This is a genomic window from Pseudomonas sp. BAY1663 (assembly GCF_000582595.1).
Classification (GTDB): Bacteria; Pseudomonadota; Gammaproteobacteria; order Pseudomonadales; family Pseudomonadaceae; genus Stutzerimonas; species Stutzerimonas stutzeri_AF.
Genome location: NZ_AZSV01000065.1, coordinates 1 through 26,228, shown reverse-complemented (window position 1 = coordinate 26,228; position 26,228 = coordinate 1). Strand labels below are relative to the sequence as shown.

The window sequence follows — 26,228 nt, the reverse complement described above, 5'->3', positions numbered from 1 at the left end:
CAGGGTTTCCTTAGTTTTGAGCTTGCGGGGTGAGCAACCTGGCTCATACAGAAATATAGGTGCCTTTTCGCTCAGCTCCCGCGTTAAGGTGAAGCCAGAGCCATCGTCATGCTCAAACTGAACGGTAAGTGTGGTGTAGCCGGTAGATTCATCGATAGGCTTGGGAGGCTCTTCGGCGCCAAGAATAAATTTTATGCACTGGACGACGTAGGATTTCCCGGTATCGGATGCGCCCACGACTATGTTAGCGCCACGCTCAAAAAAAAGTGCAGAGGAAACTTTGTTCTCGCCGCTGACAGTTAGGCTGCGAATAATCATCTGTAGCAAACCCTTGTACTAAACAAATTTTTCTGCTTCTCAAACAGCTCATCAACGTTGTTCTCGATCCACGAGAGATTTTGAATAAGCTTTTTGTAGTAAGATGATTTCAGCGCGCTTGTATAGTATATCGCCTTGTCGGTGGCCTTGTATTTGATGCCATCACGACCAATGCTTGTTGTGATTATGCCCTTGGATATGAAGTAAGCCAGCGTGGCTGGAAGTGTTTCTCTTCGCTTGATAATCTCGGCAAAATGATTGGGAAGAGGTGGATGAACATTGGCTGAGCCGTTGAACTCTTTGGAGTAGATTAATACATAATCGAAGAAAGCAAGCTGATCCAGATTTAGCTCTATGTTTTCAATGTTGGTCAGTATCAGCGCTATGCGAGTGCCGACCTCAACCGTGCCATTGAAGATTTCGACTGGGAGACTCATTTTTTTACCCACCGAAAAACTTGGTCATTGACGATGTGGTGACATAGCCCTTTTTTGTCTTGAATTTTTATAAAGGGGTGGAGCGGATGAGAGCTGTACTGGGCAAGAGCCGATATTTCACAAGTCTTTAAGTAGCGCGCATAGCCGTCGGTGTGTTGCTGGTTCACGGTGGCAGATATGGCCTCGTGGCACTCTTCTTTCAAATCACTGAAGTAGCCGCTGGGCAACCAGTCTCTGGAGAATCGCTCCAGGGACTCGGCGGCGTAGAAGTTATTGCGGGCGCTTTTCAGTTCAGTCTTGAAGTCTGAATAGTTGGCGATAGAGGAAAGGTCGATGACTTCTCCCTTTTTATCGGAAAAAGCTTCAAGCAGAGCCGCTGTATAAATGTGCTCTGATGCCGCAATGGCTTCAGGGGCTTTAGGTATTTCAGGCCTTCTTCTGTTGTAGAATCCGAAGCGCAGCGTATGGAAAGGGGTCTTGCTGTGCAGTTCGATCAACGCCAGCGGAGGAATATCGTCGAAGATCGAGAAATCAATGGTGTCGATATGTGCAAGAAATTCTGAATCCAGTTCGATGATTTTGGATTTGGTGATTTTTCTAGCGCAAGTTTTATCCCATCGGCTCAAAAGATCAGACTTCAATTTCTGCGGGTCGTGCAGGGCTTTGATGAGGTTGGTGCCACAGCCCTTAGGCGTTACAAAGTAGTAGCGCTCTGGAATCGGGTATTCGCCGATGTAGGTGTAATAGCAAATCTTGCCTATCTCTAGGACGGCATCCTCAACACTCAGTTTTTCTTTATAATGTTTGCACTGGTAATTGTTCCACCCACTCGCGGTATAGGCGATTACGTCACGTCCCATATCCCCGCCGCCACCACATTTGGTGACCTTTCGGTACTGCTCCTTGAGGTAGTGCACTAGCTCAAGCGTGAAATCCTCCCAGTCGTCGGAGGACATTATTAACAGCCTGTCCAGCACGGGAACGGGAGCCCCCATTTGGACATCCAGGGCCGTTGCTGAAAAATCAGCTGGTTTTGGTGGAGGGATTTCGCTCTCAATCATTTCGAGCCCCTTCTGGACAGGGCATTAGTATTTCTTGGACACATAAAACAGCCCATTCCTTTCCTCAAGCTGATTTCCGGTTGAGATCAGTATTGAATCAAGTGCCAAGTCCCAAGGGATATTCTCCAACGCTAGACTTATTGTCCCTTCCACATCATTCGAAACGACGAGGTTCTTGCCTGCAAAGTCCGCGATCAACTGGACGGCAGATCGCACGTCAATATCCAGCAGTCTGATTGATATCGCCTCGCCAGTGAACTTTCTGTCTGCAACGATATGCTCTTTGGCCAGATGGACAATGATCTTGGGCTTCAGGGAGAACAGTGAGATCTGATCTGATGCCCCAAGCTGAACAACGCGGTGTTCTTGTTGATACCGGTCGGCCTTGACCGTGACACCATAGCGGCCTTGGTTGAGGCACATGCCGTTATAGAAAGGCTTATCGAGCTCGGTGATGTCGATCTTGGCGTCAAATGGATAGGCCTCAACCCGCAAGGCGACCTGGCCATTGGGGCACGAGGAGTGGCGGGGGCCAACCTCTAGACCGGCTATGGAAAGAATGCTTTGAAAGGCCGCGATTCCCGCCGTAAAGCCAGTGACTATTAGTCCAAGAGATTTCAGGGAGTCGGGGAACTGCATGGCGATATCCGTATCGGCGAGGTGAAGTCTTATAACCTGCGTGGTTAATTAGAGGCAATGGCAACTTGCCGGCACTAGTGGCAAGGACGTTTAGGGAGGCTCTGGTGTTGAATCCAACGCCTGCCTCCTTTGGCTGATCCCTTGAGGGCTTAGATCGTCAAGGGGCACGGGTTGGATGTCAGTGGTGACCCGGTGCTTGGGGCCGCAATTAGCCCATCACCTTGACAGTATAAGTTTTACGACAGCGTATGCCGCCATCCCCTCTCTGCTCCAGGCCCTGACTGCCCACGACTCCGTCGTATTACAGGCGCAGCCTGGTGCCGGTAAGACGGCACGCGTTTCCTTGGCCCTGGTCAACGAAGCCTGGTTGAACGGGCAAAGTATCCTGATGCTCCAGCCGCGTCGAGTGGCTGCCCGCGCAGCAGCAGAGCGCATGGCCAGTGAGCTGGGCGAGAAGGTGGGTGATACCATTGGTTACCGTGTTCGCCTGGAAAATAGGGTCGGCCCGCGCACGCAGATTGAGGTGGTAACCGAAGGCATCCTATCGCGCAGGCTCCGCGCCTGTCTGAGCGGCTGTTTGAGCAAACTCTAGCGGCGCGATCCATCTTAAATCCGGGTGAGCTTAGCTCGCGTTCTTCGAATTACTACGCATCAATCGCGCGTTTGCGCCCGCTCTGTTTACGGCGAGCAACCATTTCATTGCAGAGAGCAATGAAATCACGATCTGCTTCGCCATGTTCTCGATAACTGGAAGCAAGTTCGATGAAAATCTCAAAGTGTTCGATGTCGTAGAAACGGATATCCTGCGGGTCGAACCGGAATTTTTTGCGGTTGTATAGTGAAAGCACGAAATTCTGAAGGCTCTCAGCAGTGCTGTAGTCATCTAAAAGTAAATCTCTGTACTTCTCGAAAGGCGAGGTCATGGTGTCCCCACATCCAGCTTGATAATTTTGATAGGCTCATTAACTGCTGATTCGTATAGCACGCGTAGAGTCGCCGCCGCAATCGACGCATCCGAGGTGGGAAAAGCTAAGCGCCTGCTTGCATCGCTTTCATGGTTGGTAGCTGCCGGAACCTATCGCTCAATAGCAGATCGGGTACGAATACCCGGGGCATATTGATAGGGGGCGAGAGTGTTGAATGACGAGGTTAGCCACGATGGCTCGCGATGACACGTGCTCGCCATGAGCAACGTCGCGCACGCGGAGCTTGGTTAAATCGCACGCTCGCAGTTTGCTGTCGATGGCCAAATCGAAAAGTGCCAGATCTCGGGTTCTCTCGGCGATTTACAGTCTCACTCGGATCGCCCAGATATCTCTCAGGCGGAGCGGGGCTTTCTGTCCAACTAATTTTCCTTTGTTCCAGGGTTGATGGCTGTTGGTGGCATTGGTGTTCATGGAAGTGTCCTCCGCGTACGGGAGGACAAGGATGGTTAGCTCGGGCAAGGGACGCTAACCGGCCAGGAGCAGCCATTGCCTTGGTTTCTTTACAGCTCGGCGGTGCTCTTTGAGACCTGAAATGAATGGTTACATGCGCACATTCGAATTAACGCATATTGTAACTTTTCTGAAATGATCTCCCTAGTAGATTGGTGGCTCCCACCACTCAATAGGTAGCGCCATGAAGAACCTCACCCTCTCAGCACTGCTCCTCTCTTCTCTGTTCACCGGCTCCGTTATGGCCAGCGAATTCGATAAGCCTGGTTTTGTTACCGAGGTTGAGGATGGTCGTCTATGGGTTTTCCGCGAGGACTCCCAGGAGCTAAAAGATTTCAAAGCCTCTGGTGAGCCAGCCAAGCAGTTCACCGATATCGGCTCTGGCCCGAATGGGATGACAGTCAAAGCAGCTGATGAGAAGACACTCAAGGACTACCTTGAAGTCATCAAGAAGTAAGTGCGTTCAACCAGAAAGGCCCGCGAATGCGGGCCTTTTAATTGGTGCACGTTACTTGCTGAGAGCGAGTAAGCGCTCAACCCCCACCGGCTCCTCTGCCATGAGCGGAATGACCGCATAGCGTTGCGAGTGCTCAGTCGCGACACGCTCAATTTCCCTCAGCTCATTGACCGCCCGCTTATGTAATAGCGGTGATTCTGTCCTTGCGGCTGCCACGCTATTGTTGATCACCCATGCCCAAGGCTCAATGCCGGCACGACGCAGATCAGCTTGCAGGCTCGCGGCCTCCAGCACGGGAGTGGTTTCAGCCAGGGTCACCAGCAGCACTTTGGTTTGCTTAGGATCCTGGAGTTGCATCATCGGCGTGGAAAAACGCATGTTGCTGCCCGACATCTGCCGAGCAATGTCGCGGTGATAAGCCCGGTGGCATCCAGTAACAGCAAGGTATGGCCGGTCGGGGCCGTATCCATCACCACGAACTTTTTGCCGGCTTCACGGATGATTCGCGAGAAGGCCTGGAATACAGCGATCTCCTCGGTACAGGGTGAACGCAGATCCTCGGCCAGCAGCGCCCGAGCCTGCTCATCCAGGCCCGCGCCCTTGGTTTGCATGACGTGATCACGATAGCGCTGTGTCTCGGCATGCGGGTCAATGCGGCTCAGCGTCAGGTGCTCAAGCGTGCCATCCAGTGTCTCGGCAAGGTGCGCGGCAGGATCAGAAGTAGTCAGGTGCACGGGCAGCCCACGTCGAGCCAATTCGACGGCAACCGCTGCGGCCAAAGTCGTTTTACCGACACCACCTTTGCCCATCACCATGATCAGGCCATGACCATCGGCGGCGATCTCGTCGATCAGGGACTTGAGTCGTGGAGCGTTCAATTCAATCGGCGCACTGGCCGGTGCCTGCGTGCTGTCAGCAGAACCCTCAACCAAAAGTTGTCGCAGGGCATCCAATCCCACCAGGTTGAATGCTTTCAACGGCAACAGGTCGAGCGGCAGTGTTCGCAGCGCTGGCGGCATGGCAGCGACTGCGGCCTGTTCACGTTTATAGACGGCGGCGGCCAGTACATCCTTCTGCGCCTCACTCGCCGGCAGCACGCCGTTGATCACCAGGTACTGCTCTTGCAGCCCGATGGCTGCCAACTCCTCGCGTGTGCGGGCAGCCTCGCGCAGGGTGGCGGCCTGCGCCCTGGCAACCAGAACCAGACGGGTCTTGGCTGGATCAGAGAGTGCCTCTACCGCCTCGCGATACTGATCACGTTGTTTGTCCAAACCGGCCAGCGGGCCAAGACACGATGCATCACCTTGCCCCGCCTCCAGAAATCCACTCCAGGCACCCGGCAGTTGCAGCAGTCGAATCGTGTGCCCGGTCGGGGCGGTATCGAAAATGATGTGATCGAAGCGGGCCTTCAGTTCATCGTTGACCAGCAGTGAGGTGAATTCGTCGAAGGCTGCGATCTCGGTCGTGCAGGCTCCCGATAATTGCTCCTCCATGCCTTTGACCACATCAGCAGGCATGACACCCCTCGCCGGGCCCACAATCCGATCCCGATAGGCTTGAGCTGCGCCCTGTGGGTCGATCTCCAGGGCCGCCAGGTTTTCCACGGCGGGTACAGCGGTGATCTGATTGCCGATCTCCAGACCGAATACCTGCCCGACATTGGAGGCCGGATCGGTACTGACCAGCAGCACGCGCTTGCCCTGACGGGTCAGTTCCAGGGCTGTCGCGCAGGCAATGGAGGTCTTTCCGACCCCGCCCTTACCGGTGAAGAACAGGAAGCGTGGTGCATTGTCGATAAAGCGCATGCTGACCCCCTAGCGATTGTTGAGGCTGCTCTCGTACCAGTTGCGTGTGCTGTTGACCATGCGTACCAGCCATAGCATCACGGGCACTTCGATCAGTACGCCGACCACGGTTGCCAGGGCGGCACCCGAGTTGAATCCGTACAAGACAATGGCCACGGCTACGGCCAGCTCGAAGAAGTTGGAGGCGCCGATCATGGTGGCCGGGCCCGCTATGTCGTGGCGCACTTTCAGTGTATGGCAGAGCCAGTAACCCAGTGCCGCGATGAACAGTGTCTGCACCAACAGAGGAATCGCGATGATGCCGATGATCAGGGGTTGCTCGACGATGGACTCACCCTGGAAGGAGAACAACAGAACCAGAGTGGCCAGCAGAGCGATGATGGAAAATGGCGAAATCTTCGCCAGCACATTCTCGAAATAGCTTCGCCGCGCTTCATCAGTTGAGCCCGCAGAAACTGGGCGATGGCCAGCGGGATGACGATGTACATCACCACGGAAAGCAGCAGGGTGTCCCAAGGCACCGGGATCGAAGAAACGCCCAGCAACAGCGCCACGATAGGCGCAAAGGCAAACACCATGACCAGATCGTTCAGTGCCACCTGGGTCAGGGTGAAGTTGGCATTACCCTTACACAGGTTGCTCCAGACAAACACCATCGCCGTGCAGGGCGCCGCACCGAGCAGGATCAAGCCGGCCATGTAGCTATCCAGCTCTTCGGCGGGCAGCCAGGGCGCAAACACCTGCTTGATGAAGAACCAGCCAATCAGCGCCATGGAAAACGGCTTGACCGCCCAGTTAACGAACAGGGTGACGAACATGCCGTTCTTCTGCTGGCGCACTTCGCTGATGGCGCTGAAGTCGATCTTCATCAGCATCGGAATGATCATCACCCAGATCAGCAGGCCAACCGGGATATTGACCTTCGCCACCTCCAGGGCGCCGACGGCCTGAGCCGCTTGCGGCACAACCAAGCCAAGCACGGTGCCTACCACGATGCACAGGAACACCCACAGGGTCAGGTAGCGCTCAAAAACTCCCAGTGGAGCCCCAGAGGCCTGCTTCATCGCGACTTCACACGCATTTGTCATCTTTGCTGCCTATCCTCATTCACTTGGCGCGCAACGCGCCGCATATTCAGTTTACTGCATATTCGAAAAATAATATATTTGCTCATGTGCATCTTTGATAGGGATCAACATGAGCCAGAAAAAGCGCGTCCTGTTCCTCTGCGTCGCGAACTCCTCACGCTCGCAGATGGCCGAAGCCCTGCTGCGCCACACCGACTCAGAACATTTTGAAGTCTACAGCGCAGGCTCCGCCCCCACTGAAGTCGACACCCGAGCCCGCAACGCATTGGAGCAGCTTGGTGTCCCCACTGATGGGCTTTACAGCAAGTCCATCGAACAGGTCGCTGGCGAGCCTTTCGACTACGTGATCACCCTGTGTGACAAGTCCGCCCTGGAGTGCCAGGCCCTGCCAGGGCTGGTGAGTACATCGCCTGGAATTTTGAAGACCCGGCAACCAGCTCGCAGAAAGATGCCTATCGCAAGACCCTGCATGAGATTCATGAACGGATAAAGATGTTCGTGCTGATCAAAAGCAAACCGGCTAAAGAAGCTTCCACTCTGCATGCCATGTCGCCAACCGAAGTCTTCAAATGCCTGGCCGAGGAAACGCGGGCGCGAATCGCCTTGCTGGTGACCCTGGAACAGGAACTCTGTGTCTGTGAACTGACCTCGGCACTGGAAGAGGCGCAACCCAAGATATCTCGTCACCTGGCCCTGCTGCGCGGCTGTGGCCTGCTGGAGGATCGGCGTAATGGCCAGTGGGTGTACTACCGCCTGCACCCGCAGCTGCCGGAATGGGTGACCGATATCCTCAAACAGGCCCTGGACAACAATGCCGAGTGGTTACGCCAGGATGTGCAACGCCTCTGGCAAATGCGAGATCGCCCTGGGCGCAAGCCGGCCTGCGATTGAATACCAGCCATTGAGGATGACCATGAACGTTTTATTTCTCTGCACCGCCAATAGCTGCCGCAGCATCCTGTCGGAGGCTATCTTCAATGCGATGGCTCCCAAGGGCATGCGGGCCTTTAGCGCAGGCAGCTACCCCAAGGGGGAGGTCAATCCGTTGGCTTTGCAGGCACTGCTTGCAGCTGGGTTCGGTGTTGAAGGCCTGTACAGCAAATCAACCGATGCCCATCAGGCTCTCGCCCCTGACATCGTCATTACCGTCTGCGACAAGGCAGCCGGAGAGGCCTGCCCGGTTTTCTTTGGCCCGGCGACTCGTTGTCACTGGGGACTGAGTGACCCATCCGACGTTAACGGATCTGAGGCGGAAATAAACGCCGCGTTTGCAGCCACCATCCAGCAGATCCAGAAGCGAGTGAGCGCATTTATCGCGCTGCCCTTTGCTCAACTCGACAGCGATGCGCTCAAGGCCGAGCTGAACAGGATCGGCTCGTTGTAGCCCAAGAGGTAAGAACCCATGATCGACAACCTGCCCAACGTCGCCGAGGAGCTGTTTGCCCGCTCTATCCCGACAAACCTGGGCCTCGCCGAAGGCGAGCACAAGCCGCGCATTCTGCTGCTCTATGGCTCCAATCGTGAGCGCTCCTACAGCCGTCTGCTGACCCAGGAAGCGGCGCGCTTGCTGGAAGCCTTCGGCGCGGAAACCCGAATATTCGATCCTTCCGGCCTGCCCATGCCGGACGATGCCGACAGCAGCCATCCCAAGGTCAAGGAACTCATCGACCTGGTGCTCTGGTCTGAAGGTCAGGTGTGGTGTTCACCCGAGCGCCATGGCGCCATGACCGGCGTATTCAAGTCGCAGATCGACTGGATACCGCTGACCATGGGTGCCATCCGCCCCAGTCAGGGCAAGACCCTGGCCGTGATGCAGGTCTGTGGCGGCTCGCAATCCTTCAATGCGGTTAACCAAATGCGTGTGCTGGGGCGCTGGATGCGCATGTTCACCATCCCCAACCAGTCTTCAGTGCCCAAGGCCTACCTCGAATTCGACGAGGCCGGGCGCATGAAACCTTCCAGCTATTACGACCGCGTAGTGGACGTCATGGAGGAACTGGTCAAGTTCACCCTGCTGCTGCGCGGCCACAGCGACTATTTGGTCGACCGTTACTCGGAACGTAAAGAGTCCGCTGAAGAACTCTCCAAGCGCGTCAACCAGCGCGCCATCTGACTGCCAGGAAACCCTCTCAATGAATCACCCCTACGACCTGCTCAGCATTCCCGGCATCCAAGGCAAACTCATCTTCACGCCCTGTCCCGGCACCAAAGACAGCAGCCTTGTCGACTCGCTGGCCACGCTGAAACAGGCCGGTGCCTCTGCCGTGATCAGCCTGATGCCGGCAAGCGAACTGGCCTCCAACGGGGCCGAGGACATCGGCAAGCAATGCCAGGCGCAGGACATGGCCTGGTTCCACCTGCCGGTGGCGGATGAGCAAGTACCGCTCGAAGATTTCGGCCTGGGCTGGAAAGCCTGCAAACAGAGCATCCTTGAGCGGCTCAATGCGGGCCAGGACATCGCCATCCACTGCAAGGGCGGCTCGGGACGCACCGGGCTGATTGCGGCGCGGATCATGATCGAGGCCGGCATTCCCCGCGCCGATGCCATTGCCCTGGTGCAAGCCCTGCGTCCCAAGGCTATTCAACACCCTGCCCACATCAACTGGATCACCCAGTTCGATGCTGCCCACTAACTCCAGTAGATGAGTCGAAAAACATGGCTATCAAAATTGGTATCAACGGTTTAGGTCGCATCGGTCGTTTGGCGCTGCGCGCCTCCTGGGACTGGCCCGAGTTCGAATTTGTCCGCATCAATGATCCGGCAGGCGATGCCGCCACCCATGCGCACCTGATCAACTTCGACTCGGTGCACGGTCGCTGGCACCACGAAGCCGGCAGCGAAGGCGATTGCGTGGTGATCGGCGGCAAGCGCATCCAGGTCACCGCCAACAAGGCGATTGCCGACACCGACTGGTCGGACTGCGATCTGGTGATCGAGGCCAGCGGCAAGATGAAGACCGTGGCGGTATTGCAGGCTTACCTGGATCAGGGCGTGAAGCGGGTCGTGGTCTGCGCGCCCGTGAAGGAGAAAGGCGCACTGAACGTGGTGATGGGTGTCAACCAGCAGCTGTTCAATCCAGCCGAGCACCGCATCGTCACCGCTGCCTCCTGTACCACCAATTGCCTGGCTCCGGTGGTCAAGGTGATTCACGAGAACCTCGGCATCCGCCATGGCTCGATCACTACCATTCATGACCTGACCAACACCCAGAGCATCCTCGACACCCCGCACAAGGATCTGCGCCGTGCACGCGCTAGCGGCATGAGCCTGATCCCGACCAGCACCGGTTCGGCCACCGCCATCGCCGAGATTTTCCCCGAGCTGCGCGGCAAGCTGAACGGCCATGCCGTGCGCGTGCCGCTGGCCAACGCCTCGCTGACCGACTGCGTGTTCGAAGTCGAACGGGCCACCACGGTGGAGGAAGTCAACCAACTGCTGAAGGCTGCTGCCGACAGCCAGCTGAAAGGCATCCTCGGCTACGAGGAACGCCCGCTGGTCTCCATCGATTACCGCACTGACCCGCGCTCCTCAATCATCGATGCGCTGTCGACCATGGTCATCAACGGCACTCAGGTGAAGCTGTATGCCTGGTACGACAACGAATGGGGCTATGCCAACCGCACCGTGGAGCTGGCCAAACTGGTCGGCCTGGCCGTTTAACCAAGTAGGGATGCAAGCATGAAGCGTTGTCAGCCCTGGCCCCGGAGGTCAAACAGTACCTGCTGGTGACCGGCAATTACTGGGCATTCACCCTCACCGATGGCGCCTTGCGCATGTTGGTGGTGTTGCACTTCCACAGCCTGGGCTACAGCCCCTTGCAGATTGCCGCGCTGTTCCTTTTCTACGAGATTTTTGGCGTGGTCACCAACCTGGTCGGCGGCTACCTCGGTGCCCGGCTGGGCCTCAATCGCACAATGAACATTGGCCTGGCCATGCAGGTGGTCGCACTGCTGATGCTCACCGTGCCCGCCGCCTGGCTGACCGTGCCCTGGGTTATGGGCGCACAGGCGCTGTCGGGGATCGCCAAAGACCTCAACAAGATGTCAGCAAAGAGCTCCATCAAGCTCCTGGTGCCCGATGCCCAGCAGGGCACGCTGTACAAGTGGGTGGCAATCCTCACCGGCTCGAAGAATGCGCTCAAGGGCGTGGGCTTCTTCCTCGGCGGCGCCTGCTGGCCGTGCTGGGTTTTGCCGGCGCGGTATTGACCATGGCCGGCGTGCTGGCGTTGATCTGGATCGCTAGCCTGTTCTTGTTGAAGAAAGATCTAGGCAAGGCCAAAGCCAAACCCAAGTTCAGGGACATCCTTTCCAAGAGCCGGGCGATCAACATCCTCTCTGCCGCCCGCCTGTTCCTATTTGGCGCCCGCGACGTCTGGTTCGTAGTCGCCCTGCCGGTGTACCTGAGCACGGTTTTCGGCTGGGACTTCTGGATGGTCGGCGGTTTTCTGGCGACCTGGATCATTGGCTACGGCATCGTGCAGTCCTTCGCGCCAGCCCTCACCGGCAAGCGCAGCGGGCATGTGCCCGATGGTCGCGCTGCGTTTCTCTGGGCGGCGCTGCTGGCCGGCATTCCGGTTGTCATTGCCCTCGGCCTAGATAGCGACTGGCCTAAGCAAGTGGTGCTCGTGGGCGGACTGCTGATCTTCGGCGGCGTGTTTGCCATCAACTCGTCGCTGCACAGCTACCTGATCGTCAGCTACGCCAAGGAAGACGGCGTGTCGCTGGATGTCGGCTTCTACTACATGTCCAACGCGCTTGGCCGGCTGGTCGGGACACTGCTGTCTGGCTGGGTCTTCCAGCAATACGGTCTGGAAACCTGCCTGTGGGTCTCCAGCGGATTTGTCGTGCTGGCTGCACTGATATCCATCGGCCTGCCCAGACACCAACAACCGACAACCTAAGCCAACAGGCTAGCTGATCCCTCGGCGAGCAAGATTGAGCTTATAACTGCACCGCAGAGCCTGATCGTTGATGTCCGCTAATGGCCGGTTAGCGACGGCCTGGCTTCGACCGTCGCTATGCATGGTCAAACCTCGGTCTGTTCCGCCATCTCTAGGGCATCATCGACCTCAATCCCCAGATATCGAACGGTGCTCTCCAGCTTCGTATGGCCGAGCAACAGTTGAACTGCCCGCAAGTTCTTCGTCCTGCGATAGATCAGCGATGCCTTCGTACGTCTCATTGTGTGAGTGCCATACAGAGCTGGATCAAGGCCAATGGCTTTCACCCAACCTTTGACGATACGAGCGTATTGACGAGTGGATAGATGGTCTGAGATATGCAGCCGGCTCGGAAAAAGGCAATCCTCGCTGCGGAGCTGGGCTTGATGTATCCAGGCCGCGAGAGCAGACCGTGTTTGCTCAGTGATCTCGAACTGCACCGGCCGCTGCGTTTTCTGCTGCATAACCATGGCTCGTGATGACACGTGCTCACCATGAGCAACGTCGCGCACACGAAGTTTGGTTAAGTCGCAGGCTCGAAGCTTGCTGTCGATGGCCAGATCGAAGAGAGCCAGATCCCGTGTTTTTTCCGCAATTTGCAGCCTGACTCGGATGGCCCAGATATCTCTAAGTCGGAGCGGGGTTTTCTGCCCGACCAGTTTTCCTTTGTTCCAGGGCTGACGGCTGCAGGTAGCGATGGCGTTCATGGCAAGTCCTCCACGTGTGGGAGGACAAGGATGGCTAGCCAGAGCAGTGGTCGCTAACCGGCCAAAAGCGGACAAGCTTGAGTCGAGCCGCAGGAGCGCATCTGAGGGTTGAATGGCTCTATGAAAGCAGCGCTTATTCACCCCCCGCTCCAATAGACATCCCCAGCCTATACTCGCATTTCGTTAATAAGCTAGCCTGTAGCTTTTCCCCAAGGACCAATTCCCTCAATGATTGTCCGACCTAAAAACTTCCTATCTAGCTGGTTCTCCTGCTTTTTAATTGCAGATTTCAAGTTGCTTACATTGTAGTTGGCATGTGCCAAACGACTCTGAATTGTGGGAGCGAACTCATCGAGTTCATCTGTTTCCAATCTCATCCAGCCATACGCCCGCCGATCTGCTGATTCCATGAAGAGAATCCACGCTGCGAATGCATTCTCATCGCTCTCTGATTTCCAGTAAGAGCTCCACCAATAGCGCGCGCAGCTTCTTTGTGTCGCCATTGTGCTGTTTCATTTCTTCGTGATATTTGAAGATTCTCTTCTGGCCCCTCAGGCCAAACATCGAGAAGCGGATTCCCGCTTTTGAAGCCATACAGTTTCTGCGCCCGTTGACGCCGCCAGACCACCCCAGAAGATTCGTCAGTCTGAATGACACGATCCAGCCACGCCTCTTTGCCGTTCACGCTGGCTGCAATCGCTACCTCAAAGAGTTGCTGATCGTTACTAGCATTATCCACCACCTCCTTAAGCAGCCTTTCAACTTCTTCCGATTCAGGTGCGCGAAAGAGCATTTGAGTCATTTCTTCAATTAGAGCCACCCCAACGAAACGAGTTATCAGAGCCTCACTCAGGGCTCGCCACAACATCACCCCCTGTTTAGGCGATGCAATAAGCAGAGCTTCGCACAGCGCAAGATAGAGACCTTCGGCCAAGCGCACGCGCCGCTTGAAGTCGGCCGTAGCCTCACTCGCTCCCTCAATCCAAAGATCCACAGCGGTGGGCACGTGCTCGATGATTGGTACAAGGTCATCGGGTTCTAGATCGTGAAGGTACAGGGTCGCGCCAGCTTGGTGTGCGGTCCTAATCCGCTCAAGGGCCGTATCGACGGCACGACGTCGATCCGCAAGTTGTTTCTCGGCATCCATAGCATCTCGTAGCTCCTCGAGTGGATCACCAGTAGCCGGTTTAGGGGTCAACGAGATGGAGAATGGGTACTGCTTGCGATGCTCGCTGTTAACTGAAAGGTAGGAGCCGGGGTCAGGAACCTGGATCTGGGGGGCATGAAGGAGTCCACCAACAATCTCAACTGCCAGGTGCGCGTCAGCAGCGGAAGCGCCTCTAACCCTAACTGCCTTGAACAACAGCCAAGGTGCTACTGACGAAGCGATTTGATCAAAAGGAAGTCCTTTGGTAGCAGCAATTAATGCTAGAGACCCAAAATGATTCTTCTCGACGACTTCGTCGGCCTGCCATTGCCAGTCAGCATCTACCAGCACTCGTCCAAAGCGCTCATCGTCGGAGGTTGCCAGCAGCTTGAATACCTCAGTTTGGGATTTGAACTCGGGATCAAAGACCAAAGTTTCCAACCACTGCCATGTACGGTCACCAATTTCTCTGGAGATGCACAACAGAAGACAGATTAAATCTTCAATTTGCTTGGTCGTTCCACTAGCGTATCGTTCAACTAATGCATCCGTTTCATCCGCAGTCAATGGCTTCAAGACCTCTGCGAAGTCTCGGAACAGAACCGGTAAACCCGCTTCAATGATCGCAGTTACTTGCGCCGGAGCTGAAAGTTTTTGAATCTCCGTTAACAACAGCTGACTCGCCACTGTTGCCTCATGGTCATCATTGAGCTCTTGAGATTTCAGTCGCGTAACGCGTGCTGACTCAGCGCACGCATCATCTACCAATAGCAGCTGCTCGGTGATTCCGATGGCGTTCGCTAAACGCTGTTCAGGCGGCCGGTTGGCAAAGCCGACTATCTTTGTGCGTAGCAGATGCGCAAGCAGATCTGGAGCACACCGTGCAAGCACAGGAGCCAGGGAGTTGAACGCATGATCCCCAGCGGTTTGCGAACGGCTGGTATCGAGAGTGCTGATCTCGATATCCTGGCAATCCTTTCGCAGCGCCTCGATAAATGATGTTGGGGGAGCGAATCCTGGATCCAGCCAGAACGCTTTGGTGCGGTCTATTTTTCGCCGGAGTGAAAGGCTCGCATCGAGCAACACTTGCTCTGCATGACGGCGTTCTAGCTTAAATATGCTTCGGCCAGGATCATTTGCATAATCGGCGTCGTAGGAAAACGGCTGATCCAGAGCTGGATTTAGCTGTGCTGCAGCTGCCTCGTTATCCTCGTCACCAGAAAGCCACAACAAGAGAGCAGCAACCCGTAAGGGAAGCTCTGGATGGATTCCATGCTCTGGAACTCTGGCAGCTATTTGCCCAGACTTTAATCTCAGCTCTTTCGCGGTTTCGGTGAAGTCTTCGTTATTCAGCAGACAAAGCCATTTCAAGCCGTCCCAAAAGTCGCAGCGCCCCCGGATTGCAAGTACCAATGCAGCAACCTCAAAGACCGGCACAACCGAGACAAGGGGAAATCCTTCAAGCAACGAAGGAATGGTGCGTATCACCTCGTCAGATCGTCGCTCCACAAGCAAAATCTGGTTCCCGAGCACAGTGCATGGGCCATCGATATCTACTCCTAACCGTTTCATGAACCGCGCCGATCGCGCCTTTTCAGAGTCATCATGGCGTTGTGCCAGATGATCGACATCACGGGACACGGTTCTGAGCCAGGTAATGACGTGGCTGATGATCTTTGAAAGCGCCGTGGTATCGCTTCTTGGGATTGCGCGCAGCGCATTCACGGCCCAGACCCTTGCAGACCTTTGTGCACCCTCACCTTGAAGCGCGACGGTATCAAGCAACGGATCGGGGATAGCAACAGCAATACGAGTGAGCTCGGTACGGTGTTCATCTGGAATGTTCTGCGACCGTAGCCACTCGGAAACCAAGCTCGACGCTACGGCTGACGCTGTAGCACTATCCCGCTCAATCATGATTGAAACTGCGGCACGAAGAATTTCTGCGCGCTCATCTAGGCCAGAAATAGGATCAAGCCACTCAGCGAACTGAAGATCAGCCTTATCGCGATCCGTAATGCCAAGCGCATCCATATGGCTAAGGAGAGCTGCTCCCAGCGCATGAGCCACAAGCGTCGATGAGAGTTCAAGCTGGCCTGGCGCTTTCGTGATTGCGAACCGAGTATCTATTATGTCGCTCAGCCGAAGAAACACTTGATTGCTGGAAAGGTCTGCCCGCTCGGTCGTCTCGCCAAGACTCCGCATGCTGTACCTTCGGATGCCATCAATGTGTCGCTGTGCTACTTCCTGCAACCAGGAACGCCACTCATCCTCGCTGAAAGACTTTCCTGCACGAGCTCCAAGCGTGTCGCGACCATACTCCCAGAGCAAACGATGCACCGTGACTTGCCCCGCGTCGGTGAGTCGCTCGTGAAATCGAATAACAAGACTAAAGAGCCGCGGGGTTCTAGCGAATTTAACAAGATCCTCATGAAGATCTGCACGAGTCAGCCCCTCCGCAGCTAGACGCTGATCTAGTTCACCGCCAGGTAGGTCATCGTAAATATCGACAGTAATTTCATTTGGTCGAACAACGAGACCTCGAAGGGATCCTAACCGCTCCTTCATGTGTAAATTGCGGGTCGTCACGATAACTCGCACCCGACCAGCGAAGGCTCATCTTGTAGATAGCGCAGAATCTCAATCCAAGGGGCTGATGGTTCCTGATTCATGCCATCGAAAAAGATCGTGAGAACTGGCCCCTCCTCGATAGGACGACATAGCAGTCGATCCAATCTCTTCCGCCAATGCGTCAGATCCCGTACCTGCGTCAACTCATAAAATCGGGCGGCAATCAGATCTTTTAGGGATGCTTGCGAGACAGCGTTGAAACCAGCCACTGAACCCGAAGGCACAACCAGAACGATAGGAAGGTCGCTACTGCGATCCGTAAGCCAGTCGAGGGTCGCCCATGTTTTTCCGACGCCCTCCCAGCCCACTACAGCAGCAGGTGCTTCAGTCGTATCTCTGCCAGACCACCAGTGGGTCAGCGCTGCGAAGCTGCTCGCTCGCCTGATCGTAGTTGAATAGTGACCGCCCGCTGTGTCCTGCCCAAGGACTGCCGTAGATGCGCAAGGTTTAGTCCACAGCTTTTTCAGATGGTGTATCGGCAGCGAGCGCAAGCGTTCGAAGCCCAGATGCCAACTTTCAAGATCGCGAGTGAGCGACGCCAAAACAGCTGCACCATCTACCTGCAGCTCGCGTGCGAGATTTTCGGCTTCAGTCGAGACAAACGTTCCGAGAACCTCGGGAGCCGCAGTGCAGAGTGCCGCCAATGCAGGGAATGAATTCGGTTTCCAATCAATAACGATGATGGGAACCCCAATCTGATCACTCTTGCTCAAGAGCGCCATTTCGAGCTGCTCGGGGGCCGCACGAGTAGCGACAAGAAACCACCCCTCCAGCGAGGGATCACGCGACAGAGCGTCATCGACCTCTCCTTGCAGCTCTCGGTCACTCAGACTCGTCGTGTCTCCGTAGCGCTTAGTCTCAATTCGGAAGCGACGCCCTTGACGCCCCGCAGGGCCAGCATCCCCCCCAAATTGAAAGCCCGATTTGGCAACCCCGATCCCGACCTGAGTAAGCGAACTAATCAATGCCGCAGCTAATTTCTCCAACTGGGCGGGATTAATTTCATCCTGAAGGATCTCTTTCAAACGCATCAAACGGTCTTCGAGAGTAAGAGCTGGAATTTTAGTCATCAGGTGATTATTCCAATTGCATATATTCAAACGGAGTCTGCAGAGCCATTGAGCCCATCTCAGCGGAGTTGCGAGAGGAAGGGATAAATAATCCGCCAAAAAGCGATTTATCAAGATTCAGTTTAGATAGGCCTAGGGGAAGCTTATACACCACCAGATGTCTCCGGGCAGCCACGTATGTGAAGTGCCCCAACCTACGTGAGCATGTTCACGCCTACTTTTGGCCGGAGTCTGACGTATGTGAGTGGCAGCTCATGGCCGTAAGCGGAAGCGGTGCTATCTGCCCTAAGAGGTGTGTTCAAGCTCGTCGTTTGAGCTTTAGCGAATTTCCCTGGCTCACTTTTCTAAACTGACGACTCACCGTCGCGCGAGCCCATACAGTGGCGGGCCTGAAAGCAAAGCTCGCACTTGATTTAGGTTGTCACCAACGGTCATTGAAGCGAAATGCCTTTATACCAGCGGCTGGGCGATCCTATTGATAAGTTCCGGCCCATCATTCCGCACGTTCCCGACGTCCTTACCCACCGGATGCCACTCGAATTCCTCGACGCATAAACCATGCGCCAGTGCTAGCTCCTCAGCCTTGAGCGGCAAAAGCTCCTGCTGCATCCAGAGCGCAGCGTACTCTGGCGATAGAACCAGAGGACGCCGATCGTGAATATCGAGCATGCCGGCAGCGCTAGATGACGTAATGACAACAAAGCCGTCGCCGTCTCGGGGTTCCAGCGAGGCGCCTCGCTGAAACCGCCCGAGCGCAGCGAAAAACATCGGCTCGCCGCTACGGAGCGTGATGTAGTAGGGCTGCTTGATCTTCGGGTTGGCCGCGTCCTTCTTCCACTCGTACCAACCATCAGCGGGCACTATTGCGCGGCCGGTTTGCCAGATATCGCGAAAGAACTTGCTAGTCGCGGCCGTTTCCACCCTGGCATTTATCGCTGGTGGTCGCTTCCCCTGTGCCCACAATGGGGCGTAACCCCACTTGACCGGCTCCATGCGCAGGCCATCATCGTCCTGGTGCAGGAGCTGAACCAGTGATTGCGGACACACGTTGTAGCGTCCGATTGGCTCAGGATTCACGCTGCCACGCAATGGCAAGGGCAGCTGCATCGCGATCTTGTCCAGGTACTCATAGGCGATTCGGTACTGAGCGAAACGTCCACACATGGGTGCCCCCGCACATCTGGTTCAATTGACCGGACTCTAGCTTCAGAATACTGTATATGCATACAGTTATGAGGTCTGTGCCATGCCCGTCCATATGTTGGGACCTGCTGCTCCCGCCACAATTGCACTGCCGTTTTTCAGTTTCTGCGTGCCCGCCGGATTCCCGAGCCCAGCGCAGGACCACATGGAGGGGAGCATCTCGCTCGACGAGCTGATGAACATCCGAGCTCCGCATACCTACCTGGCGCGCGCAGACGGGGAGAGCATGATCCAGGTCGGCATTTTCGACCGAGACATTCTGATCATCGACCGGGGACGGGAGGCAGAAAAAGGGGAGGTGATCATCGCAGCGCTGAATAACGAGCCTCTGGTCAAGATTTTCGACCGAGCCGGCAGCCAGGTCATTCTGCGCTCGGCTAATCCGAAGTTCCCGCCGCGGTACCTCCTCGAAAGCGAAGAACTCTACGTATGGGGCGTGGTGTCATACAGCATCCGAATCCATGGCAAGTACTGAGCGGGCCATCGCCCTCATTGATTGCAACTCGTTCTACGCCAGCTGCGAGCGTGTCTTTCGACCAGACTTGCGCCGTACGCCTATCGTCGTGCTTTCGAACAATGACGGCTGCGTGATCGCGCGCTCGGCCGAGGCAAAGCAGCTCGGTATCAAAATGGGCGTGCCGTATTTTCAGATCCGGCGCGACCTGGAGCGTTGGGGCGTTGTGGTGTTTTCCAGCAATTACGCGCTGTACGGCGACATGAGCGAGCGCGTCATGACGGTCATCGAGAGCCTGGTGCCTGCGGTTGAGGTGTACTCAATCGACGAGTCGTTTGCCGACCTTACCGGTGTGCCAGACGTCGAAGTGCTCGGCAGGCGGATCCGCGCTGAGGTACTGCGCAGCACAGGTATCCCGGTCGGGGTGGGCATTGGGGGGACCAAGACGCTCGCCAAGTTGGCGAACCATTCAGCGAAGCGCTGGCAGAAGCAGACGGGTGGGGTAGTGGACCTTCTCGACCCGGTGCGGCGCGACAAGGTGCTGCGCGTGACTGACGTCGGCGATGTATGGGGTGTCGGTCGCCGGATGACCGAGCACCTGAACAGGTTGGGCATACGTACTGCTTGGGATCTAGCTAGCGCGGATGCCTGGACCCTGCGCAAAAAATTCAGCGTGGTCATCGAGAAAACCGCACGCGAACTGCGCGGGACGCCGTGCCTCGATCTGGAGGAGGTCGCGTCACCCAAACAGGAGATCTGCTGCTCGCGGATGTTCGGCAAGCGCCTGCGCGAGCTTGAGCCAATCAAGGACGCAGTGGCGGCATATGCCGCTCGGGCCAGCGAGAAGCTGAGGGCACAGCAGTCCATGTGCAAGCGCGTCCGAATCAGCATCCGTACCGGCATGTTTAATCCCGACGAGCCCAAGTTCGCGAAAGGCGTCGTGTGTGAGCTGCCGTATCCCACCAACGACACCCGCTACATCATCCGGGCGGCGATCGCTGGGTTGGAACACATCTATCGCGATGGCTTTTCGTTCAGCAAGGCAGAGGTCCTGCTGATGGACCTCTGCCAGCGCGGCGAGTACACCGACGATCTATTCGCCCAAACCCAGCCCGCCGCGTCGGAGCGCGTTATGGGCGTGCTCGATGCAATCAACGCCAAGTGGGGCCGCAATACCCTCCGGCCCGGCCGCGTAACCACCGCGCCGGACTGGGGCATGCGACGGGAGATGATGAGCCAAAGTTTCACGACCAAGCTGGATCAGTTGTGGGTGGTGCGGTGCAACTAGGCGAGTGCATGCGAGGACCGATGAATTCCAGGTACTGGTTGTAGTGCGATCGCTTGCATCCGTTGACCGCTGAAAGCGTAAAGAAAAAGCCAGGCAGTGCCTGGCTCTTGTGTTGGTCGGATAGCTTACTGAAGCCAACCCTCTACCTTTTCGGCGCCGTGCTTTTCTTTCCAAGCTTTCAAAATCTTATGATTGCCACCCTTCGTCTCTACCACCTCTCCAGTTTCTGGGTTTTTGTAAACCTTAACTTGGCGCTGCCGACGAGGCGCTTGAGACGTCGGGGTGGCGCTGATGCTGGTGCGGCTGGGCTGCGGATCCAATATTGAAATAATTTCGCGCAGGCCTACGTCATATTGCCCCATCAAATTGCGGAGTTTTTCCTCGAACTCGATTTCGCGCTTGAGTTTGTCGTCATTCTTAAGAGCATCAAGCTGCTTGAGCTGGGCTGCGAGCTGGGCTTCTAGAGCTTTGAATTCGGCGAGTTTGGACATGGGTAACCTTCGGAGAACGAAACTGCTTTGTGTGTCTCAGTCTACCGCTTGGGCACGGAGGGAGAAAACTAAGGACCGACCGATTTCGTGAGTAATTCAGTCATCGAGAAGGCTGGTACAGGGATGGCGCTGCGGAGTGTTTGTCAGCCAGAGAGGTGCGTACTTCCTGACATATGAAGTGGTGGGTTAGCAAAATGGGAGGTGACCAAGCGGCGGCCGTTGCATAGAAACGTCGCGCATCCCGTAGAGGAAGCGGACGTGAGCAGGCTTCTTCTGCTTTAGCAGAGGTAGCCATGCATAGCATCGAAATTGGAGCTAGCCATTTACCTGCGGCAAATGAAGAAAGCTGCCTTTTTTGACAACAATGGCAGCCGCTTCGCGAAGGCAGTTGATCATTTTGGTCTTATTGCTCGGTCTCGCTCCACATTCGTTTCGCTTACCTGCAAACGCCCAAAATGCTCAACTGCCCCATACTTGAAGGTTTCAAGTATGGGGCGCGGGGGCATACTTGAAGGAACGCTTCGCTGCTTCAAGTATGCCCCCGCAATTTTGTTGTCAAATCATAGCCGCCAGGCGTTGCCTGGCCGAAATGGCGATTGTGCACAGACGTGAGCTGCGCCATTCGCGGGCGCTGCCGCCCCGGCCTCAATCATAAGCCCGATCACTGCGGCACACTTGTCTTACGACCGCCATGTCACATGACTCGAGTGCTGCAGTCTCGCCGTGTCACTCGTAGGGCTTGCGGCAGTTAGTGAGTGTCGATGCGCCGGGTGACCGTGCCGTGTGTCTGTCACAGTGGCGTTATGAAGCGGTGTCCGGTCTGATGCCAAAGCGCCCACGCTTCAACTGAAATTTGTGTGGCAGCAGCCGACTGTCACGGAATTCTCGTCGCAGCGGATGCAAGTTCTTCGATGGTGGACTGTGCTCAGCGATAGGGCGTGCCAACCGTCGCCGCAAGCGATGCCCGGAGTTGCGTGAAAATTCGGTTTCTTTCCTGTTGTGTTCAGAACGAAAAAGGCCGCAGATTGGCTGCGGCCTTTTATTCATCCTGTCTCATAATCATCTCCAGGCGATGATTGTTTTGAACGCTACGCGCTAGCAAGGCTTTTGCTTAGTTCTCCTTCCTCGCTTTCCGCGTCCGGCTTGGTTTGCGAGCAGCTTTTTAAAATGCTCCCAGCGGATCTGCTCGGTCTGTGCGTTGTATGTCAGTCCCCGTTCCATCTGCTCCAGTAATCTCAGACTCAGTGGCTGCTCCAGGTAATGGTCTGCTGTGACTTCTGGTGCACCACCCTCATGGCCGAGCAGATAGGCGATCGTGGATGGAGATATGCCTGACCGTTCCAGCCGAACGGCAAACGAGCGACGGAGACTTTTAAAATTGAGCCCGCCATTAACCGCCGGCGGACAGTGCTGACCGATGTATCCTGTACCCGTGCACGGCCCGCAGAAAAACCGACTTGGGTCGCGGGAGTATAGGTGCTTTGGATCGAAGCTCAGCTCGTTGAAAAGCAGAGCGTCATTGCCATCGGCCTGGCGCCGTTCTTCTACGAAATTTAGAAAGCCCATCTCCACTAGCTTCGAGCAGATTGGAATCTGCCGAGCCGACGGCCCCGTCTTCAACGACTTGTTGTAGCCATTATCGTTGATATCGATAAGGTCTACGCCGTGGACATCCTGGATCACATCATGCACACGTAGCTGGCAGAGCTCGTTAAGCCGCGCGCCGGTATAGAGCCCAAGCGGGAGCAACCAAAACCGATAGGGCTTGGCGTCCTGGTTGATTTTCGGCAGGTCGCCTGCGAGATACTTTCTGTAGGGCCAGCCTGAGAACATCTGATTCAGATTGCTATCCAGAAATGGCTTGGTGATTTCGGCGTGTTTTGTATTGCAGGTCGCGACTTTGATCGCCTCGGTAATCAGCTTGCTCTCAAGTGCTTCGTCCAGCATTCGATTGAACAACTGATAGTAGGTCGTGAGGTTTGCGCCTTTGCTACCCGACGCAGCGTTCTGCTTGAGTAACGACGGTAGCTGATCCTTCAGACGCTGTACGTCGGCCCGATCAAGCTCAGCAACTCGGCGGGTAGGATTATCTTGCGTCAGAGCGATTTTTAGTTTCTCCATCCGCGCTCGAAGCATGTGCTCGGATTTCCCTGCGTAATTGTTTTCTCGCAGAAAGCGGGACAGCGTTATGTCCATGAACTCGGTAAGCAAAGGAGAAGACTGAAAGCGGTTTATCGCATCCGTAATCGCTGAAATGTTTGCCAACGCGATTCGCAAGTGTTCTTCATGGCCGGGTTCGACGATAAGACTCAGGCCTTTGTAAAAAGGAATGGAGAGGGGGGCAGTTACATTCATATATACCTCACAGTGGGTGAGGCTTGAGATTATTACTGGATGGATAAACAGTCAAGATAATCTATTAGGATTTACCATGCGATAGTTTTTATTGACAACTTGTCAATAATCGCAAGATGAGCAAAAGGTAAGAGCGAGCCCCTACCTTTTATTAGCTGAATATTATGCGTACGTTTTCCAGTGTCGCTTAGCAACCCGCACGCTGGGGAAGGGGGTGCCAACCGGGCGACCGACATTGAAAACGCCCTGGCGTTCTCGTAACTCTTGATAGTGCCGGTAATGGATGTGTCCCAGCCCTAGCCCGAAATCGAGCTTGTCGAGCTCGTCTTTGAGCACGTCAGACGGATAGCAGTCGCCGTACCCACCGGTGGTACTTTTATCCGAGTGGCCTACAAGCGCTTTGGCTTTCGCCAGGTCAAGGTTCTGTCTGCGAAATTGATTGATAAAGGTGTGGCGCAGACCGTGGTACGTCAGGCCGTCATCTCCCAGGCCGCAAAGCCCAAGGTAACCCCGGCTAATCTGGCTTGAGCCGAGAAACCAACGGCTCGCAACATGCCCGGGAGAAAGGTCGCCGTATACCCGAATATTGTCGAAAAGCGGAGCCTTGCCGTCTCGCTCGACAGCTTCCAGGCGTGCTTGATGAAACTCCAGGAAGCCCGACTCGATAAGCTGCCGGTGAATCGGCACCAACCTTTCCGAATCGGACGTCTTCAGCTGTTTCGACCCGCTTCGATTGATGCTGATGAGCCAGACGCCGAGTTCTTGCCGAATGTCTTCGAGCCGTAGCTGGCACAGCTCACTTAGCCTTGCGCCTGTAAAAAGGCCAAGCAGCGGCAGCCAAAACTTGTAGTCATCCAAGCGCCAGCGCGGCGGCGTGGTCAGTGTGTAGGCCGGACCGTGAAGAAGTTTCTCGATCTGGCTTGGGCTATACGTGCGCTTCCTCGGCGCCTCGGCTCCTTTGGTGCTGAATGCCAATCCGGCCGCGATATTTTCGGTGATGTAACCCTGATCATGAGCGTAGGTGACAAGGGCCCTTGCCAGCTCAAAAAACTTTTTCGCAGTGCGAGGGTTGATTGGCTCGAACTTACCGTCGCTAATGATCTTACTTAGCGGCTGGTTACGCGTGGCACGGAGGCGATGCCGGTTCTTCGGATAGCTACGCAGATGATCGCGTAGCGTGTTGAATTCAGCGCGAGTCAGCGTCTCGACTTGCCGGTGCCCGCCAAGCAGCTCGCACAGGCCTTCCAGGCGGGCCTTTGCGGTAATGCGAGTCCGCGGGTTAGCCCAGGCGCCTTCACGAATTTGCCGTTCTTCGTATTCCTTTACCAAAGCTGCGAGGCTCAACCCTGCGTTTGAACCACGCGCCGGCGAGACAATGCGATCGTTGACGGAGGGTTGCGTAAAGAGGGTTTCAAGCTTGGCTTTCTGCGCGTCGGGCAGAACGCTCCCGAGCGCATTCAGCAACGCGAGCGTGCCTGGATCCTGTGGCGGTGCCACAGCATCTGTCGGCGAGTTCAGCTCCGGAATCGTCTGCATAGGCTCGGTGGTTGCAGCAGAACCCAACATCCGCCGAACCAGGTCACCGATTTCCTGCATGGCTTGGGCGTAAGGATCTTGGTGATCGTCTTCCTGAAAGTAACGCAACAGCACCTTATCAACCTTCTGCAGCGTATACGTCAGCATGAGGACCGCAATGATGATGGAGCTAGTGAGCAGCTCAACCCGAAAGCTTTTCTTTTCTCTCAGATGCGCTTTCATGCACAGCGGATCAAGTTCGATAAGCATCACATAAAGCCCCGACTCCTCCTGCACCAAGAGCGCTCGATCAATGATGCGCAGCTTCAGATGCATCGCGTTGGCTTGCTGAAGATGAAAATGCAAAGCTTGCCGAGATTGCGGTAGTGCTGGGGGGATGTGCATGAGATTCCGACCCTGGTCTGGGCGGGCATGGCACAGGTATTCATAAAGCGTCATCGCTGCAAACGCAGGAGATTCTTTCGAATAGCGCCCTGGAGAGGGTGGGACTGTCTCGAGTACATCAAGGGCAGCGTAAATGTACCGGGCAGCGTCGCTCGCCACGTTCTGGTTGCTGGTTCCGAGCGGCCAGTCAAAGCGTACGAACCCGACCCCAAGCGCTTTTACCAGTGCGGGCGTTGGTGTCAGTGCGAAGAAAATTTCGCCCCCTGGCTCGTGGCTATAGAGCACTACACGCTCGGCACTCTCTTTCATCATGCGAGCGTGGGCGACCGAAAGGTCTTGGTTCGCGAGCTTCATTGGCGACGGGCGGACTTTCCAAACTCGGTCGGCGAATTTAAGAGCTTCCGCTACCGCAAGGTGAAACCTTTGGAGGTCAACCAGCAGGCGGTCAGAAAAGAGCTCGACGTAGTGCTCTGTTGCTTTGGCAAGGAAGTGCTCGAAAGAAGCATTCAGGTACTTAGCGAGATCGCGGGCCAGGGCTTCGTCGTGGCTGAGCGACCACCGGATTTGCGCAGGCAGTTTCGGGTTGGCCGCGAAATGCTTCGGGAATGTGAGGTAGTACTGGAAGCCAGAGTTGGCTTGATAGACCAGGTGGGGGACACCTGTTTTGCTTTGGCGCTTGGACATGATGGCATACCTTTTGGATTCACAGACGGACTGTGAGTAATCCAATGCCATCAAATCTGGGCTGAAACCCGCGTTCTAGACGGGTTTCAGTGTTGAA

The 26,228-nt window shown here is 55.7% G+C and carries 19 protein-coding genes and 7 pseudogenes; 11 read left to right on the top strand and 15 right to left on the bottom strand.

Annotation, left to right across the window (positions count from 1 at the left end; genetic code table 11):
• The 4 genes and pseudogenes from BAY1663_RS24040 to BAY1663_RS16620 form a co-directional block, all read right to left on the bottom strand.
• Positions 1-318, bottom strand: a pseudogene (locus BAY1663_RS24040) (hypothetical protein); the annotation flags it as partial.
• Positions 315-755, bottom strand: a complete 441-nt coding sequence (locus BAY1663_RS16630; RefSeq protein WP_037042850.1) for an ABC-three component system middle component 2 — start codon at positions 753-755, stop codon at positions 315-317. The pseudogene BAY1663_RS24040 and the gene BAY1663_RS16630, both read right to left, overlap by 4 nt.
• On the bottom strand, positions 752-1,816 hold the full coding sequence (locus tag BAY1663_RS16625) for an ABC-three component system protein (RefSeq protein ID WP_037042847.1): 1,065 nt from the start codon (positions 1,814-1,816) through the stop codon (positions 752-754). Before BAY1663_RS16625 ends, BAY1663_RS16630 begins: the two co-directional genes overlap by 4 nt.
• A gap of 24 nt (positions 1,817-1,840) precedes the next feature.
• Entirely contained in the window at positions 1,841-2,455 is a 615-nt protein-coding gene (locus BAY1663_RS16620; RefSeq protein WP_037042844.1) for a hypothetical protein, read from the bottom strand.
• Positions 2,456-2,684: 229 nt separating this feature from the next.
• Here BAY1663_RS16620 and BAY1663_RS16615 point away from each other — a divergent pair.
• Positions 2,685-3,017, top strand: a pseudogene (locus BAY1663_RS16615) (DEAD/DEAH box helicase); the annotation flags it as partial.
• A gap of 82 nt (positions 3,018-3,099) precedes the next feature.
• On the opposite strand, the gene BAY1663_RS16610 reads toward BAY1663_RS16615, so the two are convergent.
• Complete coding sequence (locus BAY1663_RS16610; protein ID WP_037042842.1) at positions 3,100-3,378, bottom strand: hypothetical protein; 279 nt, start codon at positions 3,376-3,378, stop codon at positions 3,100-3,102.
• A 231-nt stretch (positions 3,379-3,609) separates the two neighbouring features.
• A pseudogene (locus tag BAY1663_RS24680) lies at positions 3,610-3,852 on the bottom strand (integrase); the annotation flags it as partial.
• A 223-nt stretch (positions 3,853-4,075) separates the two neighbouring features.
• On the opposite strand from BAY1663_RS24680, the gene BAY1663_RS16605 reads away from it, so the two are divergent.
• Entirely contained in the window at positions 4,076-4,348 is a 273-nt protein-coding gene (locus BAY1663_RS16605) for a hypothetical protein (protein ID WP_033987446.1), read from the top strand.
• Between the two features lie 51 nt (positions 4,349-4,399).
• On the opposite strand, the pseudogene arsA reads toward BAY1663_RS16605, so the two are convergent.
• Both arsA and arsB read right to left on the bottom strand, forming a co-directional pair.
• A pseudogene (gene arsA / locus BAY1663_RS16600) lies at positions 4,400-6,153 on the bottom strand (arsenical pump-driving ATPase).
• A gap of 9 nt (positions 6,154-6,162) precedes the next feature.
• Positions 6,163-7,241: pseudogene (arsB, locus tag BAY1663_RS16595) on the bottom strand (ACR3 family arsenite efflux transporter).
• 109 nt (positions 7,242-7,350) lie between these two features.
• On the opposite strand from arsB, the pseudogene BAY1663_RS16590 reads away from it, so the two are divergent.
• The 7 genes and pseudogenes from BAY1663_RS16590 to arsJ all read left to right on the top strand — a co-directional run.
• A pseudogene (locus BAY1663_RS16590) lies at positions 7,351-7,757 on the top strand (arsenate reductase ArsC); the annotation flags it as partial.
• 30 nt (positions 7,758-7,787) lie between these two features.
• Positions 7,788-8,132 carry a metalloregulator ArsR/SmtB family transcription factor gene (locus tag BAY1663_RS16585; RefSeq protein ID WP_037042856.1) on the top strand — a complete coding sequence of 115 codons (345 nt, stop codon included), beginning with the start codon at positions 7,788-7,790 and terminating at the stop codon, positions 8,130-8,132.
• Positions 8,133-8,154: 22 nt separating this feature from the next.
• Positions 8,155-8,625: an arsenate reductase ArsC gene (locus tag BAY1663_RS16580; protein WP_037042840.1), complete on the top strand. Its 471-nt coding sequence runs from the start codon at positions 8,155-8,157 to the stop codon at positions 8,623-8,625.
• Positions 8,626-8,643: 18 nt separating this feature from the next.
• Entirely contained in the window at positions 8,644-9,354 is a 711-nt protein-coding gene (arsH, locus tag BAY1663_RS16575; RefSeq protein ID WP_003118379.1) for an arsenical resistance protein ArsH, read from the top strand.
• A 19-nt stretch (positions 9,355-9,373) separates the two neighbouring features.
• Positions 9,374-9,874, top strand: a complete 501-nt coding sequence (locus BAY1663_RS16570) for a cyclin-dependent kinase inhibitor 3 family protein (RefSeq protein WP_037042839.1) — start codon at positions 9,374-9,376, stop codon at positions 9,872-9,874.
• A 23-nt stretch (positions 9,875-9,897) separates the two neighbouring features.
• The gene (locus tag BAY1663_RS16565; RefSeq protein WP_037042838.1) at positions 9,898-10,902 is read left to right on the top strand and encodes an ArsJ-associated glyceraldehyde-3-phosphate dehydrogenase; all 1,005 of its coding nucleotides are present in this window, start codon (positions 9,898-9,900) and stop codon (positions 10,900-10,902) included.
• 26 nt (positions 10,903-10,928) lie between these two features.
• A pseudogene (gene arsJ, locus BAY1663_RS16560) lies at positions 10,929-12,142 on the top strand (organoarsenical effux MFS transporter ArsJ).
• Positions 12,143-12,267: 125 nt separating this feature from the next.
• Here the strand turns inward: arsJ and BAY1663_RS16555 are convergent.
• From BAY1663_RS16555 to BAY1663_RS16540, 4 genes are all read right to left on the bottom strand, one after another.
• Entirely contained in the window at positions 12,268-12,888 is a 621-nt protein-coding gene (locus BAY1663_RS16555) for a tyrosine-type recombinase/integrase (protein WP_037042836.1), read from the bottom strand.
• A gap of 373 nt (positions 12,889-13,261) precedes the next feature.
• Entirely contained in the window at positions 13,262-16,624 is a 3,363-nt protein-coding gene (locus BAY1663_RS24500; RefSeq protein WP_164838465.1) for a hypothetical protein, read from the bottom strand.
• Positions 16,621-17,736: a hypothetical protein gene (locus BAY1663_RS16545; RefSeq protein WP_037042831.1), complete on the bottom strand. Its 1,116-nt coding sequence runs from the start codon at positions 17,734-17,736 to the stop codon at positions 16,621-16,623. Before BAY1663_RS16545 ends, BAY1663_RS24500 begins: the two co-directional genes overlap by 4 nt.
• 450 nt (positions 17,737-18,186) lie before the next feature.
• The gene (locus BAY1663_RS16540) at positions 18,187-18,900 is read right to left on the bottom strand and encodes an SOS response-associated peptidase family protein (RefSeq protein ID WP_011914413.1); all 714 of its coding nucleotides are present in this window, start codon (positions 18,898-18,900) and stop codon (positions 18,187-18,189) included.
• A gap of 82 nt (positions 18,901-18,982) precedes the next feature.
• Between BAY1663_RS16540 and BAY1663_RS16535 the strand changes: the two genes are divergently transcribed.
• Positions 18,983-19,414 (top strand): LexA family transcriptional regulator, encoded by a 432-nt coding sequence (locus BAY1663_RS16535; RefSeq protein WP_011914412.1) that lies wholly within the window; start codon positions 18,983-18,985, stop codon positions 19,412-19,414.
• Positions 19,401-20,681: a translesion error-prone DNA polymerase V subunit UmuC gene (umuC, locus tag BAY1663_RS16530; protein ID WP_037042829.1), complete on the top strand. Its 1,281-nt coding sequence runs from the start codon at positions 19,401-19,403 to the stop codon at positions 20,679-20,681. The genes BAY1663_RS16535 and umuC overlap by 14 nt, the downstream gene beginning before the upstream one ends.
• Before the next feature lie 125 nt (positions 20,682-20,806).
• Here the strand turns inward: umuC and BAY1663_RS16525 are convergent, their stop codons facing one another.
• The 3 genes from BAY1663_RS16525 to BAY1663_RS16515 form a co-directional block, all read right to left on the bottom strand.
• On the bottom strand, positions 20,807-21,172 hold the full coding sequence (locus BAY1663_RS16525) for a histone-like nucleoid-structuring protein, MvaT/MvaU family (RefSeq protein ID WP_017243953.1): 366 nt from the start codon (positions 21,170-21,172) through the stop codon (positions 20,807-20,809).
• Between the two features lie 1,095 nt (positions 21,173-22,267).
• Entirely contained in the window at positions 22,268-23,527 is a 1,260-nt protein-coding gene (locus tag BAY1663_RS16520) for a site-specific integrase (RefSeq protein ID WP_011914403.1), read from the bottom strand.
• Between the two features lie 162 nt (positions 23,528-23,689).
• A complete protein-coding gene (locus BAY1663_RS16515) occupies positions 23,690-26,131 on the bottom strand; it encodes a site-specific integrase (protein ID WP_037042853.1) in 2,442 nt (813 codons plus the stop codon).
• Between the last annotated feature and the right edge of the window lie 97 nt (positions 26,132-26,228).

Coding starts and splice junctions, on each gene's coding strand:
- BAY1663_RS16605 (WP_033987446.1), top strand. CDS start 4,076: ATGAAGAACCTCACCCTCTCAGCACTGCTCCTCTCTTCTCTGTTCACC.
- BAY1663_RS16625 (WP_037042847.1), bottom strand. CDS start 1,816: ATGATTGAGAGCGAAATCCCTCCACCAAAACCAGCTGATTTTTCAGCA.
- BAY1663_RS16520 (WP_011914403.1), bottom strand. CDS start 23,527: ATGAATGTAACTGCCCCCCTCTCCATTCCTTTTTACAAAGGCCTGAGT.
- BAY1663_RS16585 (WP_037042856.1), top strand. CDS start 7,788: ATGTCGCCAACCGAAGTCTTCAAATGCCTGGCCGAGGAAACGCGGGCG.
- BAY1663_RS16515 (WP_037042853.1), bottom strand. CDS start 26,131: ATGTCCAAGCGCCAAAGCAAAACAGGTGTCCCCCACCTGGTCTATCAA.
- BAY1663_RS16540 (WP_011914413.1), bottom strand. CDS start 18,900: ATGTGTGGACGTTTCGCTCAGTACCGAATCGCCTATGAGTACCTGGAC.
- BAY1663_RS16525 (WP_017243953.1), bottom strand. CDS start 21,172: ATGTCCAAACTCGCCGAATTCAAAGCTCTAGAAGCCCAGCTCGCAGCC.
- BAY1663_RS16555 (WP_037042836.1), bottom strand. CDS start 12,888: ATGAACGCCATCGCTACCTGCAGCCGTCAGCCCTGGAACAAAGGAAAA.
- umuC (WP_037042829.1), top strand. CDS start 19,401: ATGGCAAGTACTGAGCGGGCCATCGCCCTCATTGATTGCAACTCGTTC.
- arsH (WP_003118379.1), top strand. CDS start 8,644: ATGATCGACAACCTGCCCAACGTCGCCGAGGAGCTGTTTGCCCGCTCT.
- BAY1663_RS16570 (WP_037042839.1), top strand. CDS start 9,374: ATGAATCACCCCTACGACCTGCTCAGCATTCCCGGCATCCAAGGCAAA.
- BAY1663_RS16535 (WP_011914412.1), top strand. CDS start 18,983: ATGCCCGTCCATATGTTGGGACCTGCTGCTCCCGCCACAATTGCACTG.
- BAY1663_RS16580 (WP_037042840.1), top strand. CDS start 8,155: ATGAACGTTTTATTTCTCTGCACCGCCAATAGCTGCCGCAGCATCCTG.
- BAY1663_RS16620 (WP_037042844.1), bottom strand. CDS start 2,455: ATGCAGTTCCCCGACTCCCTGAAATCTCTTGGACTAATAGTCACTGGC.
- BAY1663_RS16545 (WP_037042831.1), bottom strand. CDS start 17,736: ATGACTAAAATTCCAGCTCTTACTCTCGAAGACCGTTTGATGCGTTTG.
- BAY1663_RS16565 (WP_037042838.1), top strand. CDS start 9,898: ATGGCTATCAAAATTGGTATCAACGGTTTAGGTCGCATCGGTCGTTTG.
- BAY1663_RS16630 (WP_037042850.1), bottom strand. CDS start 755: ATGAGTCTCCCAGTCGAAATCTTCAATGGCACGGTTGAGGTCGGCACT.
- BAY1663_RS16610 (WP_037042842.1), bottom strand. CDS start 3,378: ATGACCTCGCCTTTCGAGAAGTACAGAGATTTACTTTTAGATGACTAC.